The sequence below is a fragment of the Pseudomonas sp. FP198 genome, from assembly GCF_030687895.1.
GTDB lineage: Bacteria > Pseudomonadota > Gammaproteobacteria > Pseudomonadales > Pseudomonadaceae > Aquipseudomonas.
The window spans coordinates 1701206-1716412 of the sequence record NZ_CP117452.1; the positions used below are offsets into that span (position 1 = coordinate 1701206).

15 protein-coding genes and 1 pseudogene are annotated in these 15207 nt (G+C 60.7%); 15 read left to right on the plus strand and 1 reads right to left on the minus strand.

Features of this window, described 5'->3' with window-relative positions:
* Positions 1 to 6: 6 nt before the first annotated feature.
* The 13 genes and pseudogenes from fliJ to flhB all read left to right on the plus strand — a co-directional run bounded on the left by fliJ (position 7) and on the right by flhB (position 10052).
* Positions 7 to 456, plus strand: a complete 450-nt coding sequence (gene fliJ / locus PSH78_RS07955) for a flagellar export protein FliJ (protein ID WP_305499613.1) — start codon at positions 7 to 9, stop codon at positions 454 to 456.
* Positions 457 to 558: 102 nt separating this feature from the next.
* Complete coding sequence (locus PSH78_RS07960) at positions 559 to 864, plus strand: STAS domain-containing protein (RefSeq protein ID WP_305499615.1); 306 nt, start codon at positions 559 to 561, stop codon at positions 862 to 864.
* A 5-nt stretch (positions 865 to 869) separates the two neighbouring features.
* Positions 870 to 2576, plus strand: a complete 1707-nt coding sequence (locus PSH78_RS07965) for a fused response regulator/phosphatase (protein ID WP_305499616.1) — start codon at positions 870 to 872, stop codon at positions 2574 to 2576.
* Positions 2577 to 2607: 31 nt separating this feature from the next.
* Complete coding sequence (locus tag PSH78_RS07970; protein ID WP_305499617.1) at positions 2608 to 2952, plus strand: Hpt domain-containing protein; 345 nt, start codon at positions 2608 to 2610, stop codon at positions 2950 to 2952.
* Positions 2953 to 3037: 85 nt separating this feature from the next.
* Positions 3038 to 4399, plus strand: coding sequence for a flagellar hook-length control protein FliK (locus tag PSH78_RS07975; protein WP_305499618.1), 1362 nt, complete (start codon positions 3038 to 3040; stop codon positions 4397 to 4399).
* Between the two features lie 233 nt (positions 4400 to 4632).
* Positions 4633 to 5137 (plus strand): annotated as a pseudogene (gene fliL / locus PSH78_RS07980) (flagellar basal body-associated protein FliL).
* Positions 5138 to 5146: 9 nt separating this feature from the next.
* Entirely contained in the window at positions 5147 to 6115 is a 969-nt protein-coding gene (gene fliM / locus PSH78_RS07985) for a flagellar motor switch protein FliM (RefSeq protein WP_053120288.1), read from the plus strand.
* A 71-nt stretch (positions 6116 to 6186) separates the two neighbouring features.
* Positions 6187 to 6645, plus strand: coding sequence for a flagellar motor switch protein FliN (fliN, locus tag PSH78_RS07990; protein ID WP_305499620.1), 459 nt, complete (start codon positions 6187 to 6189; stop codon positions 6643 to 6645).
* Entirely contained in the window at positions 6646 to 7083 is a 438-nt protein-coding gene (gene fliO / locus PSH78_RS07995; protein ID WP_305499621.1) for a flagellar biosynthetic protein FliO, read from the plus strand. It begins immediately after the preceding gene.
* Positions 7083 to 7832 (plus strand): flagellar type III secretion system pore protein FliP, encoded by a 750-nt coding sequence (fliP, locus tag PSH78_RS08000; RefSeq protein WP_305499622.1) that lies wholly within the window; start codon positions 7083 to 7085, stop codon positions 7830 to 7832. The genes fliO and fliP overlap by 1 nt, the downstream gene beginning before the upstream one ends.
* Positions 7833 to 7855: 23 nt before the next feature.
* Positions 7856 to 8125 carry a flagellar biosynthesis protein FliQ gene (gene fliQ / locus PSH78_RS08005; protein WP_003184009.1) on the plus strand — a complete coding sequence of 90 codons (270 nt, stop codon included), beginning with the start codon at positions 7856 to 7858 and terminating at the stop codon, positions 8123 to 8125.
* A 10-nt stretch (positions 8126 to 8135) separates the two neighbouring features.
* A complete protein-coding gene (fliR, locus tag PSH78_RS08010; protein ID WP_370871115.1) occupies positions 8136 to 8912 on the plus strand; it encodes a flagellar biosynthetic protein FliR in 777 nt (258 codons plus the stop codon).
* 3 nt (positions 8913 to 8915) lie between these two features.
* Complete coding sequence (gene flhB, locus PSH78_RS08015) at positions 8916 to 10052, plus strand: flagellar biosynthesis protein FlhB (protein WP_305499626.1); 1137 nt, start codon at positions 8916 to 8918, stop codon at positions 10050 to 10052.
* Between the two features lie 105 nt (positions 10053 to 10157).
* Here flhB and PSH78_RS08020 read toward each other — a convergent pair whose 3' ends face one another.
* Positions 10158 to 11228, minus strand: a complete 1071-nt coding sequence (locus tag PSH78_RS08020; protein ID WP_305499627.1) for an RHS repeat-associated core domain-containing protein — start codon at positions 11226 to 11228, stop codon at positions 10158 to 10160.
* 422 nt (positions 11229 to 11650) lie between these two features.
* On the opposite strand from PSH78_RS08020, the gene flhA reads away from it, so the two are divergent.
* Both flhA and flhF read left to right on the plus strand, forming a co-directional pair.
* Entirely contained in the window at positions 11651 to 13780 is a 2130-nt protein-coding gene (flhA, locus tag PSH78_RS08025; protein WP_305499628.1) for a flagellar biosynthesis protein FlhA, read from the plus strand.
* An 11-nt stretch (positions 13781 to 13791) separates the two neighbouring features.
* Entirely contained in the window at positions 13792 to 15141 is a 1350-nt protein-coding gene (gene flhF / locus PSH78_RS08030; protein ID WP_305499629.1) for a flagellar biosynthesis protein FlhF, read from the plus strand.
* Positions 15142 to 15207 lie beyond the last annotated feature (66 nt).

Consider the following 15207-nt stretch of genomic DNA (forward strand, 5'->3'; position numbering starts at 1 on the left):
CCGCTCATGGCCACGAGTCGTGCGGCGCGCCTGGCGCCGGTGGTGGAAATGGCGGAAAAAGCCGAAAAGACCGCCGTTCAGCGGCTGGCTTATTTCCAGGGGCAAGTGGCCGTGGCCGAGAGCAAGCTGGCCGACCTGGAGAATTTTCGCCTCGAATACCAGGAGCAGTGGATTGCCCGTGGCAGTCATGGCGTTTCCGGGCAGTGGCTGTTGGGCTACCAAGGGTTCCTCGCACAGCTGGGCACCGCGATCGACCAGCAGCGCCAAAGCCTCGTCTGGCACCAGAACAACCTGGAAAAGGCCCGCCAGAGCTGGCAGGAAGCCTTCGCCCGGGTCGAAGGGCTGCGCAAACTTGTACAGCGTTATATCGATGAGGCTCGGCAGCTGGAAGACAAGCGCGAGCAGAAGTTGCTTGATGAACTGTCCCAGCGTCTGCCGCGCCATGATCCGTATTGATCATGAAAGCGGAATTCTGTCGGTTGGAGGGTTTGATTCCTTGCTCAGACCTTTACCTGATGCTACACCTTGTACACATATGTCCACGACAAGGAAGTGAATATGTCTGTCGTAACTGAATTATCCCAAGATAAGAAGAAGCTGACGATCCTGGTCAAAGGTCGATTCGATTTTGGCCGGCACCAGGAATTTCGCGAGTCTTATGAGCGGCTCGACAACAAGCCTGAGTCCATCGTGGTGGATTTGAAAGAAGCCACCTACCTCGACAGCTCTGCGTTGGGCATGCTCCTGCTGTTGCGCGATCATGCCGGTGGCGACGAGTCGGATATCCGCGTGGTCAACAGCAGCAGCGACGTCAAGAAAATCCTCGCGATTTCCAATTTCGACAAGTTGTTCGATATCAGTTGATCACCATGCAATCGTCGCCGGAGCCGCTGACGATCCTGATTGCCGAAGACAGTGCCGCTGACCGGCTGCTGTTGTCGACCATCGTCCGCCGTCAAGGCCATCAGGTGCTCACCGCAGCGGATGGCGCCGAGGCGGTCGAAGTCTACCGGGAGCAGCGTCCGCACCTGGTGCTGATGGACGCGATGATGCCCGTCATGGATGGCTTCGAAGCCGCGCAGCAGATCAAGCAACTGGCTGGGGACCAACTGGTTCCGATCATTTTCCTCACCTCGTTGACCGAAAGCGAAGGGTTGGCCCGTTGCCTGGAGGCTGGTGGCGATGATTTCCTCGCCAAGCCCTATAACCAGGTGATCCTGGCCGCCAAGATCAAGGCCATGGACCGCTTGCGTCGGTTGCAGGCCACGGTGGTCGAGCAACGTGACCAGATCGCCCGGCACCACGACTACCTGCTTAACGAGCAGCGGGTGGCCAAGGCGGTGTTCGACAAGATCGCCCACTCCGGTTGCCTGAGCGCGCCGAATATTCGTTACCTGCAATCGCCCTATGCCTTGTTCAATGGCGATCTGCTGCTGGCCGCCTTCAACCCGGCTGGTGACATGCACATCCTGCTTGGGGATTTTACCGGCCACGGCTTGCCGGCGGCGGTCGGGGCAATGCCGCTGGCTGAAGTGTTCTACGGGATGACCGCGAAAGGCTACGGCCTGGCGCAAATCCTGCGAGAGATGAATGCCAAGCTCAAGCGCATCCTGCCAGTGGACATGTTCTGTTGCGCAACGCTGCTGTGCCTGAGCTTCCAGCGCTGCACCGTCGAAGTCTGGAACGGCGGCATGCCCGATGGTTACCTGCATGACAGCCTCAGTGGCGTGCGTACGCCATTGCCGGCGCGGCACTTGCCGTTGGGCGTGCTCACGCCGCAACTGTTTGATGATCGCACTGAAGTGCATCCGATGTCGGTGGGTGACCGGGTATTCCTGTTGTCTGACGGCGTCATCGAAGCCAGCGACCGCGATGATCAGCCGTTTGGCGTGGAAAGGTTGCAGCAGGTGTTTGCGGCCAACCGCGAGCCCGATCGACTGTTCGAAGATATCCAGCAGGCCCTCGGTGATTTTCGCGGCGAGGCCCGCGACGACTTCAGCATGGTCGAGGTGCGGCTGGTCGCGCCGACGCAACTCAGCCCGCCGCCACCGGTCTATTCCGATAGCGGCCAGTCGAGTCCGCTGGATTGGTCGGTGAGCTTCGAGTTCCGTGCGCAGACTCTCAAGCGCTTCAACCCGATGCCTTACCTGTTGCAGTTATTGCTTGAGGTCCATGGACTCAGGGGCCAGAGTGGCGCCTTGTACAGTGTCCTGACAGAGCTTTATTCCAATGCGCTGGAACACGGCGTACTGGGGCTCGATTCGAGCCTCAAGCGTGATGCGGCGGGGTTTGCCCGCTATTATACGGAGCGCGGCAGCCGTCTGGATGAGCTGGACAGCGGCCATATCCGCGTGCATCTGCACGTGACTCCCCAAGGGGAGGGTGGCCGCCTGGTCATTGAGGTCGAGGACAGCGGCCAGGGGTTCGATGTCAGCCGTGTGCTGGCCCGGCCTGTGGATCGTGACCGGTTATCCGGGCGCGGTGTGAGTCTGGTGCGCCAGCTATGCCACGAGGCCAGTTGGTCCGACGATGGTCGTAGTGCGCGCGTGGAGTTTTTCTGGGAGGCTCTGGCATAATCGGGGCCATTCTTGATCAAGGAGCGAACAAGTGAACGAGATTCATCTGGATCGGGACGTGCTCAGCACGTTGAAGGAAGTCATGGAGGAAGGGTATCCGGAATTGCTGGATACATTTCTCAACGATTCCGAGGCACGCCTGCAGGTGTTGCATGAGGCGAGGGACGCCGAGCAATTGAGCGCCACCGCCCACAGTTTCAAGGGCAGCAGCAGCAATATGGGCGCCATCCGCCTGGCTGAACTGTGCGGCGAGCTGGAACAACGCGCCAAGCAGCCCTCGCTGGGTGGAATCGAGAAATTGGTCAGTGAGATCAACAGCGAGTTTATCCGCGTTCGCGACCTTTGCAGGAAAGAGCGCGCAGGCTTTCACTGTTAAAAGTGGTTGTTCGGCGCGTTGGCCCATCCCTTGCATTGTCCTGTCTCGACTGCATCAAAGATCCCAGTGCAGCGGAGACCATTTCATGCCCGTTACGCCTAATACACTCCTTCAGGCCGTTACCCAGGCCAAGCCGCAGGCCACCGTCAATCCGTTGGCAGCTGGCCCGGACGCCGGGAATAAAGCCTCCAGTTTCGCCCAGGTCTTCGCCAAGCAGGCCCCCGTCAAACCCTCGACGGCCCTTGAACCGGCAGTTAAGCCGGTGCGCGACAAGGTCTCCGACAACACCGTCAAAAAGGATGCAGGCAGCGACACGGCTGCCGCTCCTGAGCCGGCGGTTGCCGATAGCGGCAAACCCTTGCCCGCCGACAAGCCGGCCACGGCCGACGACAAACCGACGCAGGACGATAGCGATACGGCCGAGACGCCTGTAGCCGACGCCGCCCCAGTCGATCCGACACTCGACCCGGCCTTGCTGCCAGGGGTAATCGTGCCTGAAGTCATTGCCGAGGCGCTGCCCGCACCTGTGGTTGACGCAACCGAGGCGCCAGTCGTCGCGGCAGTCGCGGCGCCCGTGGTGGCTTCGGCCACGCCGGTCCCGGTGACCGATCCGGAATTTGACCCCCAGGCCGATCCGCTTGACGCCCTGCCGGCGTTGCGTCTGGCGATGGAGCAGAGTGGCCATGTGTCCGCTTCCAGCCAGGCGCAGCCCAAGGCAACGGCGCCGGCGTCCACTGATGGCGAACCGACGTCGGCCCAGACCTTCGCAGCCGGCATGGCGAGCATGCTCAATGTACAAGCCGACCAGGACAGTACCAGTGCCGGCAGCCAGGGCGGTGAGAAGGCGTTCAGTGGCTTGCTCAACGAGGGCCTCAAGGATCTGACCGCAGCCTCCAGCGACACGCGGGTAGATGATTTTGCCAACCGCTTGGCGGCACTGACCCAGGCGGCTACGCCAAAAACCGCCAACGCGGTGCCGGTCAACCAGCCCATTGCCATGAACCAGAGCGGCTGGACCGAAGAAGTGGTCAACCGGGTGATGTACCTGTCGAGCGTCAATCTCAAGGCGGCTGATATCCAACTGCAGCCGGCCGAGCTCGGGCGCCTGGATATTCGCGTGAATATGGTTCCCGACCAGCAGACCCAGGTCACGTTCATGAGCGCCCATTCCGGCGTTCGTGAAGCCCTCGAAGGCCAGATGCACCGCCTGCGCGACAGCTTTGCCCAGCAGGGCATGGGCCAGGTCGACGTCAGTGTGTCGGATCAGTCGCGTGGCTCCCAGGGCCAGGAACAGCAAGCCCAGCAGCAGGCCCAGGCTGGTCGCGCGAGCTCTGCCTCTGGCGGGCGAGTGGATTCGGTGGACGAAGAGCTGCCGGCCAGCGTTGCCGAAGCGGCGGCCAACACCACCAGCGTCATCGGCACCAGCGCGGTCGACTACTACGCCTGATCCAGCGCGGTATCTCCCTGTGGGAGCGAGCTTGCTCGCGATAGCGGATTGTCAGTCACCCTTACAGGGGCTGGTTCACCCCTATCGCGAGCAAGCTCGCTCCCACATTGGTTTCTGCCGAATTGAAGATCGTAAGCGACCCTCATCCTTAAGCCCCACACACTTCTGGCATAACACTTGCTCCAGCCAAGCCGTGCAACAGTGAAACCCCCGATTAGCGACGGATTATTGGCATGGCGAAGAGTGAAGCAGCAGCTGTAAAAGACCCCGCAACCAAAGGCAAACTCAAGCTGATCATCATGATCGTGGTGGGTTTGCTCCTGGCGATGGGTGTTTCCGTGGGGGCGACCTGGTATTTCATGCACAGCGCTCAAAGCAAACCGGCAGAAGTGGGTGGAAACCGCGCCGGTGGGTAAGCAGCCGGCGATTTTCGAGCCGATGGCTCCCGCATTTGTGGCCAACTACACCCAGAACGGTCGCCAGCGCTACATGCAGGTGAGCATCACCCTGCTGGGCCGCAACCAGGCTGACCTGGAAGCGCTGCGGGTGCATATGCCGCTGATTCGCAATAACCTGGTGATGCTGTTCTCCGGACAGAGTTTCGACACCCTGGCCACTCCGGTCGGCCAGGAAATGCTGCGTCAGAAAGCCACGGCCAGCGTTCAGGAAGTGGCTCAGAAAGAGCTCGGCAAAGTGGTGATCGAACAGTTGCTCTTCACTAACTTCGTATTGCAGTAGGAACACGACATGGCCGTGCAGGACTTGTTGTCCCAGGACGAAATCGACGCGCTGTTGCATGGTGTCGACGACGGCCTGGTGCAGACCGAAAACGCTGCTGAACCGGGCAGCGTCAAAAGCTACGACCTGACCAGCCAGGATCGCATCGTTCGCGGACGCATGCCGACCCTGGAAATGATCAACGAGCGTTTTGCCCGTTACACCCGCATCAGCATGTTCAACATGCTGCGCCGTTCGGCCGACGTGGCCGTCGGTGGCGTGCAGGTGATGAAGTTCGGCGAATACGTGCACTCGCTGTATGTGCCCACCAGTCTCAACCTGGTGAAGATCAAGCCGTTGCGCGGCACTGCGCTGTTCATCCTCGACGCCAAGCTGGTGTTCAAGCTGGTGGATAACTTCTTCGGCGGTGACGGCCGTCACGCCAAGATCGAAGGGCGCGAATTCACGCCGACCGAGCTGCGTGTGGTGCGCATGGTGCTGGAGCAGGCTTTCATCGATTTGAAGGAAGCCTGGCAGGCGATCATGGAAGTCAACTTCGAGTACATCAACTCGGAAGTGAACCCGGCCATGGCCAACATCGTCGGTCCGAGCGAAGCCATTGTCGTGTCGACTTTCCACATCGAACTCGACGGTGGCGGCGGCGACCTGCACGTGACCATGCCGTACTCGATGATCGAGCCGGTGCGCGAAATGCTCGACGCCGGTTTCCAGTCGGACCTCGACGACCAGGACGAGCGCTGGATCAATGCGTTGCGCCAGGACGTGCTGGATGTCGACGTGCCGATCGGCGCGACGGTTGCCCGGCGCCAGCTGCGCCTGCGGGACATCCTGCATATGCAGCCGGGGGACATCATCCCCGTCGAGATGCCGGAAGACATGATCATGCGCGCCAATGGCGTGCCGGCCTTCAAGGTCAAGATGGGCTCTCACAAAGGCAACCTCGCGTTGCAAGTGATCGAGCCGATCGAACGCCGCTGAGTGCTGTCAATCGCTTAAGTTTGTAACGGATTTTTAGTTTTTTACCGATTCTTGCCCGCCGAGGAAACATGATGGCTGACGATATGAATACCCAGGATGACCAGGCGCTGGCCGACGAATGGGCTGCGGCCCTGGAAGAAACCGGCGACGCCGGGCAGGCCGATATCGATGCGCTGCTGGCCGCCGATACCGGCAATCACGCTTCCAATCGCATGCAGATGGAAGAGTTTGGCAGCGTGCCGAAAAGCAATGAGCAGGTCACCCTCGACGGGCCGAACCTCGACGTGATTCTCGATATCCCGGTGTCGATTTCCATGGAAGTGGGCAGCACCGACATCAACATCCGCAACCTGTTGCAGCTCAACCAGGGCTCGGTGATCGAGCTGGATCGCCTGGCCGGTGAACCGCTGGACGTGCTGGTCAACGGTACCCTGATCGCCCATGGCGAAGTGGTGGTGGTCAACGAGAAGTTCGGCATTCGTCTGACGGACGTGATCAGCCCGAGCGAACGCATCAAGAAGCTGCGCTGAATGAAAGGCTTTCTCGCCGCAGCCTTGATGCTGCCGTTCAGCGTGCTGGCGGCCGAGCCCGCGGCCACGGCGGCGGTTGCGCCGGCAAGTGGCGGCAGCATGGCCGGGCAACTGGCGCAGTTGGTGCTGGGCCTGCTCGTGGTGCTCGGGTTGATTTTTTTCCTCGCGTGGATGCTGCGGCGCGTGCAACAGGCGGGGCCTGCCGGCAAAGGCCAGGTCATCGACATCATCAGTTCCCGTGCGCTCGGCCCGCGGGATCGGCTGGTGCTGGTGCAGGTTGGCAACGAGCAGATCCTGCTCGGCCTGAGCCCTGGCACGATCACCGCGTTGCACGTTCTCAAGGAGCCGGTGCAGGTGCCCGCCACCGAGCAGGCCACCCCCGAATTTGCCCAGCGGCTCATGGAACTGCTGGGTAAAGATCAGAAGGATAAAAAGTAATGCCGCTGCGCATTCTGTTGGCGCTGGCCCTGTTGCTGGCCGCACCGTTGGCGTTTGCCGCCGACCCGTTGTCGATCCCGGCAATTACCCTGGGCACCAACGCCGAAGGGGCCCAGGAATATTCGGTCAGCCTGCAGATCCTGCTGATCATGACCGCGCTGAGTTTCATCCCGGCGTTCGTCATGCTGATGACCAGTTTCACCCGGATCATCATTGTCTTTTCCATCCTGCGCCAGGCCCTGGGTTTGCAGCAGACGCCGTCGAACCAGATCCTCACGGGCATGGCGTTGTTCCTCACCATGTTCATCATGGCGCCAGTCTTCGACCGGGTGAACCGTGATGCGCTGCAACCCTACCTGGCCGAAACCCTCAGCGCCCAGGACGCGGTGGCCAGGGCCCAGGTGCCGATCAAGGATTTCATGCTCGCCCAGACTCGCAGCAGCGACCTGGAGCTGTTCATGCGCCTGTCCAAGCGCACCGACATCGCCAGCGCCGACCAGGCCCCATTGACCATCCTGGTGCCAGCATTCGTGACGTCCGAGCTGAAGACCGCGTTCCAGATCGGTTTCATGATTTTCATCCCGTTCCTGATCATCGACCTGGTGGTCGCCAGTATCCTCATGGCCATGGGTATGATGATGCTGTCGCCGCTGATCATTTCCTTGCCGTTCAAGATCATGCTGTTTGTGCTGGTGGATGGCTGGGCCTTGATCATCGGTACGCTGGCGGGCAGTTTCGGCGGTGTTTAGACCACTTGCGCGGGTAACACGACATGACGCCTGAAGTAGCGGTAGACCTGTTCCGCGAAGCACTCTGGCTGACCACCATGATGGTTGCCATCCTGGTGATTCCGAGCCTGCTGGTGGGCTTGCTGGTGGCGATGTTCCAGGCCGCCACGCAGATCAACGAACAGACCCTGAGCTTCCTGCCGCGCCTGCTGGTGATGCTGGTGACGCTGATCGTCGCCGGTCCGTGGCTGGTGCAAACCTTCATGGAATACATCCTGCAGCTGTACGGCAGTATTCCCCAGTTGATCGGCTGACCCGATGTCGATGCTCGAACTGACGGACACCCAGATCAGCAGCTGGGTGGCATCGTTTATCCTGCCGCTGTTTCGCGTCACCGCCGTGTTGATGAGCATGCCGGTCTTCGGTACGACCCTGGTGCCAGGCCGTGTGCGCCTGTACCTGGCTGTGGCAATCACCGTGGTCATCGCGCCCGGACTGCCGCCGATGCCGCCGGTCAATGCCCTTGACCTCAGTGCGCTGATGCTGGTGGCCGAGCAGATCCTCATTGGTGTCCTGCTGGGGTTTTCACTGCAGCTGTTCTTCCAGGCGTTCGTGGTGGCCGGGCAAATCATTTCGATCCAGATGGGCATGGCGTTCGCCTCCATGATCGACCCCACCAACGGCGTCAACACCGCGGTCATCGGGCAGTTCCTGACGATGCTGGTGACCTTGCTGTTCCTCGCCATGAACGGGCATCTGGTGGTGTTTGAAGTGCTCACCGAGAGCTTCACCACAATGCCGGTGGGCAGTGCGATGCTGGTCAATCATTTCTGGGACATCGCCGGCAAGCTCGGCTGGGTCCTGGGCGCGGCGATGCTGCTGGTATTGCCAGCCATCACCGCGCTGCTGGTGGTCAACATCGCTTTTGGCGTGATGACCCGCGCGGCGCCGCAGCTGAACATTTTTTCCATCGGCTTCCCCCTCACGCTGGTGCTGGGCATGGTGATCTTCTGGGTCAGCCTGGGGGATATTCTCAACCAGTACCAGCCGTTGGCGACTCAGGCCTTGCAGCTGCTACGCGACATGGCACAGGCGCGCTGAACCATGGCTGAGAGCGAAAGCGGTCAGGACAAGACAGAAGACCCCACGGAGAAACGCACCAGGGAGTCCCGCGAGAAGGGTGAGATCGCCCGTTCCAAGGAGCTCAACACCCTGGCGATCATGCTCGCCGGCGCTGGCGGCTTACTGATCTATGGCGGCGATCTGGCGCTGGAACTGCTGGAAATCATGCGCCTGAATTTTTCCTTGCCCCGGGAAGTGTTGCTGAGCCCTGGCGCCATGACGCAGTACTTGCTGCATTCGGGCAAGATCGCGCTTCTGGCGATTCAACCCGTGCTGATTTTTTTATTGTTGGCGGCATTCATCGGCCCGATTTCCCTGGGCGGATGGCTCTTCGCCGCCGGCAGCCTGGCACCCAAGTTCAGTCGGATGAACCCGGCCGCCGGCATCAAGCGCATGTTTTCCACCACGGCGCTGGTGGAGCTGCTCAAGGCTTTTGGCAAATTCCTGCTGGTCCTGTCCGTCGCGTTGGTGGTGCTGGAGGGCGACATCGACGATCTGCTGCGCATCGCCCATCAGCCGCTGGAGCAGGCCATCATTCATAGCGTGCAGCTGGTAGGGTGGAGCACGTTGTGGATGTCTTGCGGCCTGATCCTGATCGCCGCTATCGACGTGCCGATCCAGCTCTATCAGAGCAAGCAGAAGCTGATGATGACCAAGCAGGAAGTGCGCGACGAGCACAAGGACGCGGAGGGCAAGCCGGAGGTCAAGCAGCGGATTCGCCAATTGCAGCGCGAGGTCTCCCAGCGGCGCATGATGGCGGCGATTCCCGATGCCGACGTGGTCATCACCAACCCGACCCACTATGCGGTGGCGCTCAAATACGATCCTGAAAAAGGCAATGCGCCGGTGCTGCTGGCCAAGGGTAGTGATTTCCTGGCGTTGAAAATCCGCGAAATCGCCGTTGCCAACGAAGTGATGCTGCTCGAATCGCCGGCGCTGGCGCGCTCGATCTACTACTCAACCGAACTCGATCAGGAAATTCCCGGAGGTCTGTACCTGGCGGTGGCCCAGGTGCTGGCCTACGTCTACCAGATCCGCCAGCACCGCGCCGGCAAGGGCAAGCGTCCCGAACCGCTCAAGGACCTGCCGATCCCGCCGGATTTGCGGCGTGACTCATAATCGCTGCGGTGATAGTCCCGACCCCATCGCGAGCTTGCCGATGCGCTCGGATAATGCGGCTCGACAAAGGTCGCATCGGCGAAGAATATCTGTTTGCTCCGGGGCTCAACCACGTTCTGGCCGTCCATACGCGCGTATTCGCCGAGAACGCGTAACGAGCCGCGAATGTCGCTCGGCTCGTAGCACATTTCGCTCGGTTGCCAGCAGATGTCGCTCGGCTGTGAGCCGACCTCGCTCGGCTCCGTTCAGAGCGGCCTGGCGTTGCGCACTGTTCCAATTTTGCCGCATCGAATTTGCATCGATTGCTTGGGCATAAATTTCGAGATCTACATCGTCTGTTGCTAGCTGTAGCGAATAATTCCTGCGCGTTTGCGGTAATGGCACGCTTGATCGCGCTGTTGCAAGTAGCTGGTCTATTATTTGCTGATTCCCATCATGCAGGCGTGCCATCTCATCACGAAAGAGGGGGCTGATAGTTGATGAAGGCCCACTTGGCGCGTCGAGCATCGCGGTGCTCGATTGAGCCACAGGCGCAGGTGAAGGCGCCGCAGCTCTAGCAGCTCTAGCAGCTCTAGCAGCTCTAGCAGCTTTAAAAGCTCTAGCGCCGCGTTTCAGGACAATCATTGCACGCAGAAGACTTCCAAACTGCACTATCGCATGTCCGGTTGGATCGCTTTGATTGACCGGGTCGCCGTGGCAATAGGCATAAGGGTTCAGACCACCCTTGCCGAAGGGGCTTAGGTTGTCCGGGCTATTGAAACGCATCAAAACCGGGTTGAACGCCCGATAACCATTCCCCAGCAAATAATGCCCGGTCACCGGGTCCGGTCGTTCTCCATTGAAGCCGAGCAGGCTCAACAAACCGTTGCCGATAGTTCGGTTGCCATAAGGCGAATACGCATGGGATTGCGATTCATTGCAGGCAATGGCCTGTAGTACCGAGCGTTGTTGGTCGGTCGCCAATAGTGTTGCCTGCCTTAGGTTGCCCTGGGTTTCAGTCAGGGCCAGCAGCTGGTCGGCGTGTTGAACTATTGATCGGTTGATCACGCCGTCGATTTCGGTGGCCAGGCGCGATTTGCAGTAGAACCGCTGGATCGGAGTATGAGTCGCCACCGCGTGGTGGGTGAGATGATCCAATGGGTCATAGCGGTAAATGCAGAGGAGTGTGGCTGGCACGGTCGACGATCCGTTCGGACGAGGCTCCGCCGGATTATCGAGGTTCGGATGCAAAGGGAAAACTAGCAGAACTGTTAGGTTTGCCTGGAAAGCGCCAGATGCGGGGCATCAGACACACCGCACCCGCCGGTTTGCGACTGCTTCGCAGCCGAGCGGGAGCAAGCTCCCTCGCCACGGGTTCCCATTCTTCTCAAGTGAACCGTATTACCCTGTGGGAGCGAGCCTGCTCGCGAATGCGCTGATCCAGTCGATACATGCGCCGACTGACAAACCGCTTCGCGAGCAGGCTCGCTCCCACAGGGTTGAAGTCGCTTCGGCCTTTCTATTTCAAGCTTTTGCAAAAGTTGGAAAGCTTCTTGCAATACCCCGTCTGCGCCCCCTCCGGGCGTCAAAAGTTTGCTTCACAGGAACGGGGAATATTGGTGGATCGCTCTCAGTTATTCAGCACCGCACGCAGCAACGTAGCCGAGCTCAGCCGGGGGAATCTGGGTGTGCCGCTGTTGCTGCTGGTCATGCTCGCCATGATGATGCTGCCGATACCGCCGTTCCTGCTCGACGTGTTCTTCACGTTCAACATTGCGCTGTCGATCGTGGTACTGCTGGTCTGTGTATATGCTCTGCGGCCGTTGGATTTCGCGGTGTTCCCGACCATCCTGCTGGTCGCCACGCTGATGCGCCTGGCGCTGAACGTGGCGTCCACCCGCGTGGTCATGCTTCACGGCCAGGACGGCCACGCCGCCGCCGGTAAGGTGATCCAGGCCTTCGGTGAAGTGGTGATCGGCGGTAACTACGTGGTCGGTATCGTGGTTTTCGCCATCCTGATGATCATCAACTTCGTCGTGGTGACCAAGGGTGCCGGGCGGATTTCCGAGGTGAGCGCGCGTTTCACCCTCGATGCGATGCCCGGCAAGCAGATGGCGATCGACGCCGACCTCAACGCCGGCCTGATCGATCAGAACCAGGCCAAGGCTCGTCGTCTTGACGTGGCCCAGGAAGCCGAGTTCTACGGCTCCATGGACGGTGCGAGCAAGTTCGTGCGCGGCGACGCCATCGCCGGCCTGCTGATCCTGTTCATCAACCTCATCGGCGGGATGGCCGTCGGTATCTTCCAGCACGGTATGACGTTCGGTGATGCTGGCAGGGTTTACGCCTTGCTGACCATCGGTGACGGTTTGGTGGCGCAATTGCCATCACTGTTGTTATCCACAGCTGCCGCGATCATGGTGACCCGTGCTTCGGGCTCCGAAGACATGGGCAAGCAGATCAATCGCCAGATGTTCGCTTCGCCCAAGGCCCTGGCCGTGGCGGCCGGCCTGATGGCGGTGATGGGTATCGTGCCGGGCATGCCCCACGTGTCGTTCCTGAGCATGGCTGCCCTGGCTGCTGGTGGCGCCTACCTGTTCTGGAAAAAGCAGAACGGGCAAAAGGTCCAGGCGCTGGAAGAGGTCAAGCGTCAGCAGGAACTGCTGCCCTCGCCGGCGCGGGCCATGGAAACCAAGGAATTGGGTTGGGACGACGTGACGCCAATCGACATGATCGGCCTGGAGGTCGGCTACCGCCTTATCCCACTGGTCGACCGCAACCAGGGTGGTCAACTGCTGGCCCGGATCAAGGGCGTGCGCAAGAAGCTGTCCCAGGACCTGGGCTTCCTGATGCCCACCGTGCATATCCGCGACAACCTCGACCTGGCGCCGAGCGCCTATCGCCTGACGCTCATGGGCGTGATCCTGGCCGAAGCGGAGATCTATCCAGACCGCGAGCTGGCGATCAACCCAGGACAGGTCTACGGTTCGCTCAACGGTATTACCGCCAAGGATCCGGCTTTCGGCCTGGAAGCGGTGTGGATCGAAATCAGCCAGCGGGCCCAGGCGCAATCGCTCGGTTATACCGTGGTAGATGCGAGCACCGTAGTGGCGACCCACTTGAACCAGATTTTGTACAAGCACTCCAGCGAGCTGATCGGCCACGAGGAAGTCCAGCAATTGCTGCAAGTACTGGCCAAAGGCTCGCCAAAACTCGCCGAGGAGCTGGTGCCGGGCGTGGTGTCGCTGTCGCAGTTGCTCAAGGTGTTGCAGGCGCTGTTGGCCGAACAGGTCCCGGTGCGCGACATTCGCAGTATCGCCGAAGCCATCGCCAACAACGCTTCGAAGAGTCAAGATACCGCCGCGTTGGTCGCTGCGGTGCGGGTCGGCGTATCCCGCGCAATCGTCCAAAGCATTGTAGGCACTGAGTCTGAGCTGCCTGTGATCACTCTGGAGCCAAGGTTGGAACAGATATTGCTCAATAGTCTGCAGAAGGCAGGACAAGGCTCGGAAGAGGGTGTTCTGCTGGAGCCAAGCATGGCCGAGAAGCTGCAGCGTTCGTTGATCGAAGCAGCCCAGCGGCAAGAGATGCAAGGCCAACCGGTGATCCTGCTGGTGGCCGGTCCGATTCGCGCGATGCTCTCGCGATTCGGTCGCCTCGCGGTCCCGGGGCTGCATGTGCTGGCGTACCAGGAAATACCGGACAACAAGCAAGTGACCATCGTTGCGACAGTAGGGCCCAACGGCTGAGGTAGTGGTTTATGCAAGTGAAGCGTTTTTTTGCCGCCGATATGCGTCAGGCCATGAAGCTGGTACGTGACGAGCTGGGCGCTGAAGCAGCCATCATCGGTAATCGCCGGATCGCCGGCGGTGTCGAGCTGACGGCGGCCCTGGATTACAAATTGTCGGCGCTGGCCCCGCGGGTTCCGAACATGGAGCTTGAGGATGAGCTGCGCAAGACCCAGTCGCGCATCGCCAGCGCCCAGGCCGAACTGAGCCTGCGCAGCAGCGAAGGCGAAGGCAGCGCGGGGACCAATCGTCAATTGTTCGCCGGCCTGCCACTGACGGCCGGCCTGCCGCTGACCGCTGCCGAACCGCTGATCGAGCCAGCCCAGGCCGAGCCGCGTCGTCCGGCACCGGCGCCAGCCGCGCCAGCCGCGGGCGTCGACCCGCGTGCCCTGGACTCGATGCGCTTTGAACTCAACAGCCTGCGTGAGCTGATGGAAGTCCAGCTTGGCTCGTTGGCCTGGAACCAGCTGCAAGGCAGCCGTCCGGCCCAGGCCAACCTGTGGCGTCGCCTGCAACGTATCGGCTTGTCCGGCCCGTTGTCCCGCGACCTGCTGGCACTGATCAACGATATCGAAGAGCCTCGCCAGGCCTGGCGCATGCTGTTGGCGCACCTGGCGCGGATGATCGCCACGCCGGAAGTCGAGCCGCTGGAAGAGGGCGGGGTGATTGCCATGGTCGGCCCGGCCGGCATGGGCAAGACCACCACCCTGGCCAAGCTCGCGGCCCGTTATGTACTCAAGTACGGCGCCCAGAGCATCGCCCTGGTGAGCATGGACAGTTTCCGCATCGGCGCCCAGGAGCAACTCAAGACCCTGGGCCGGATCCTCAATGTGTCGGTGACCCATGTGGATCCGGGCCAATCGCTGGCCCAGGCGCTGGAACCACTGCTGCGCAAGCGCGTCGTGCTGATCGACACCGCCGGCCTGCAAGCCAGCGATCCGGCCCTGCGCATGCAGCTGGAAAGCCTGGCCGGGCGTGGCATCAAGTCAAAAAATTATCTCGTGTTGGCAACCACCAGCCAGAAACAGGTTCTAACCGCCGCATACCACAGCTACAAACGCTGCGGGCTGGCCGGCTGCATCCTGACCAAGCTGGACGAAACGGCAAGCCTGGGCGAGGTGTTGAGCCTGGCGATCGGTCATGAACTACCGGTGGCCTACCTGACCGACGGGCCGCGGATCCCGGATGATTTGCATCTGCCGCGCCGTCATCAACTGGTCAGTCGTGCCGTGAGTGTGCAAATGCAGGAAGAACCCAGCGACGAAGCCATGGCTGACATGTTCGCTGACATCTACCACAGCCCGACCAAGCAGGTCGGCTGAGGTAATCATGAATATTTTTTGTACCTACATCGATGGTCTGCCATGCATTGTTCCGTATGCGAACGC

What these genes read in the sequence shown, in the direction of transcription:
- fliO (WP_305499621.1), top strand. Translation starts at nt 6,646, where the DNA reads ATGAAAGGCTTTCTCGCCGCAGCCTTGATGCTGCCGTTCAGCGTGCTG.
- flhF (WP_305499629.1), top strand. Translation starts at nt 13,792, where the DNA reads ATGCAAGTGAAGCGTTTTTTTGCCGCCGATATGCGTCAGGCCATGAAG.
- fliN (WP_305499620.1), top strand. Translation starts at nt 6,187, where the DNA reads ATGGCTGACGATATGAATACCCAGGATGACCAGGCGCTGGCCGACGAA.
- PSH78_RS07965 (WP_305499616.1), top strand. Translation starts at nt 870, where the DNA reads ATGCAATCGTCGCCGGAGCCGCTGACGATCCTGATTGCCGAAGACAGT.
- fliP (WP_305499622.1), top strand. Translation starts at nt 7,083, where the DNA reads ATGCCGCTGCGCATTCTGTTGGCGCTGGCCCTGTTGCTGGCCGCACCG.
- fliM (WP_053120288.1), top strand. Translation starts at nt 5,147, where the DNA reads ATGGCCGTGCAGGACTTGTTGTCCCAGGACGAAATCGACGCGCTGTTG.
- fliJ (WP_305499613.1), top strand. Translation starts at nt 7, where the DNA reads ATGGCCACGAGTCGTGCGGCGCGCCTGGCGCCGGTGGTGGAAATGGCG.
- PSH78_RS07975 (WP_305499618.1), top strand. Translation starts at nt 3,038, where the DNA reads ATGCCCGTTACGCCTAATACACTCCTTCAGGCCGTTACCCAGGCCAAG.
- flhB (WP_305499626.1), top strand. Translation starts at nt 8,916, where the DNA reads ATGGCTGAGAGCGAAAGCGGTCAGGACAAGACAGAAGACCCCACGGAG.
- fliQ (WP_003184009.1), top strand. Translation starts at nt 7,856, where the DNA reads ATGACGCCTGAAGTAGCGGTAGACCTGTTCCGCGAAGCACTCTGGCTG.
- fliR (WP_370871115.1), top strand. Translation starts at nt 8,136, where the DNA reads ATGCTCGAACTGACGGACACCCAGATCAGCAGCTGGGTGGCATCGTTT.
- PSH78_RS07960 (WP_305499615.1), top strand. Translation starts at nt 559, where the DNA reads ATGTCTGTCGTAACTGAATTATCCCAAGATAAGAAGAAGCTGACGATC.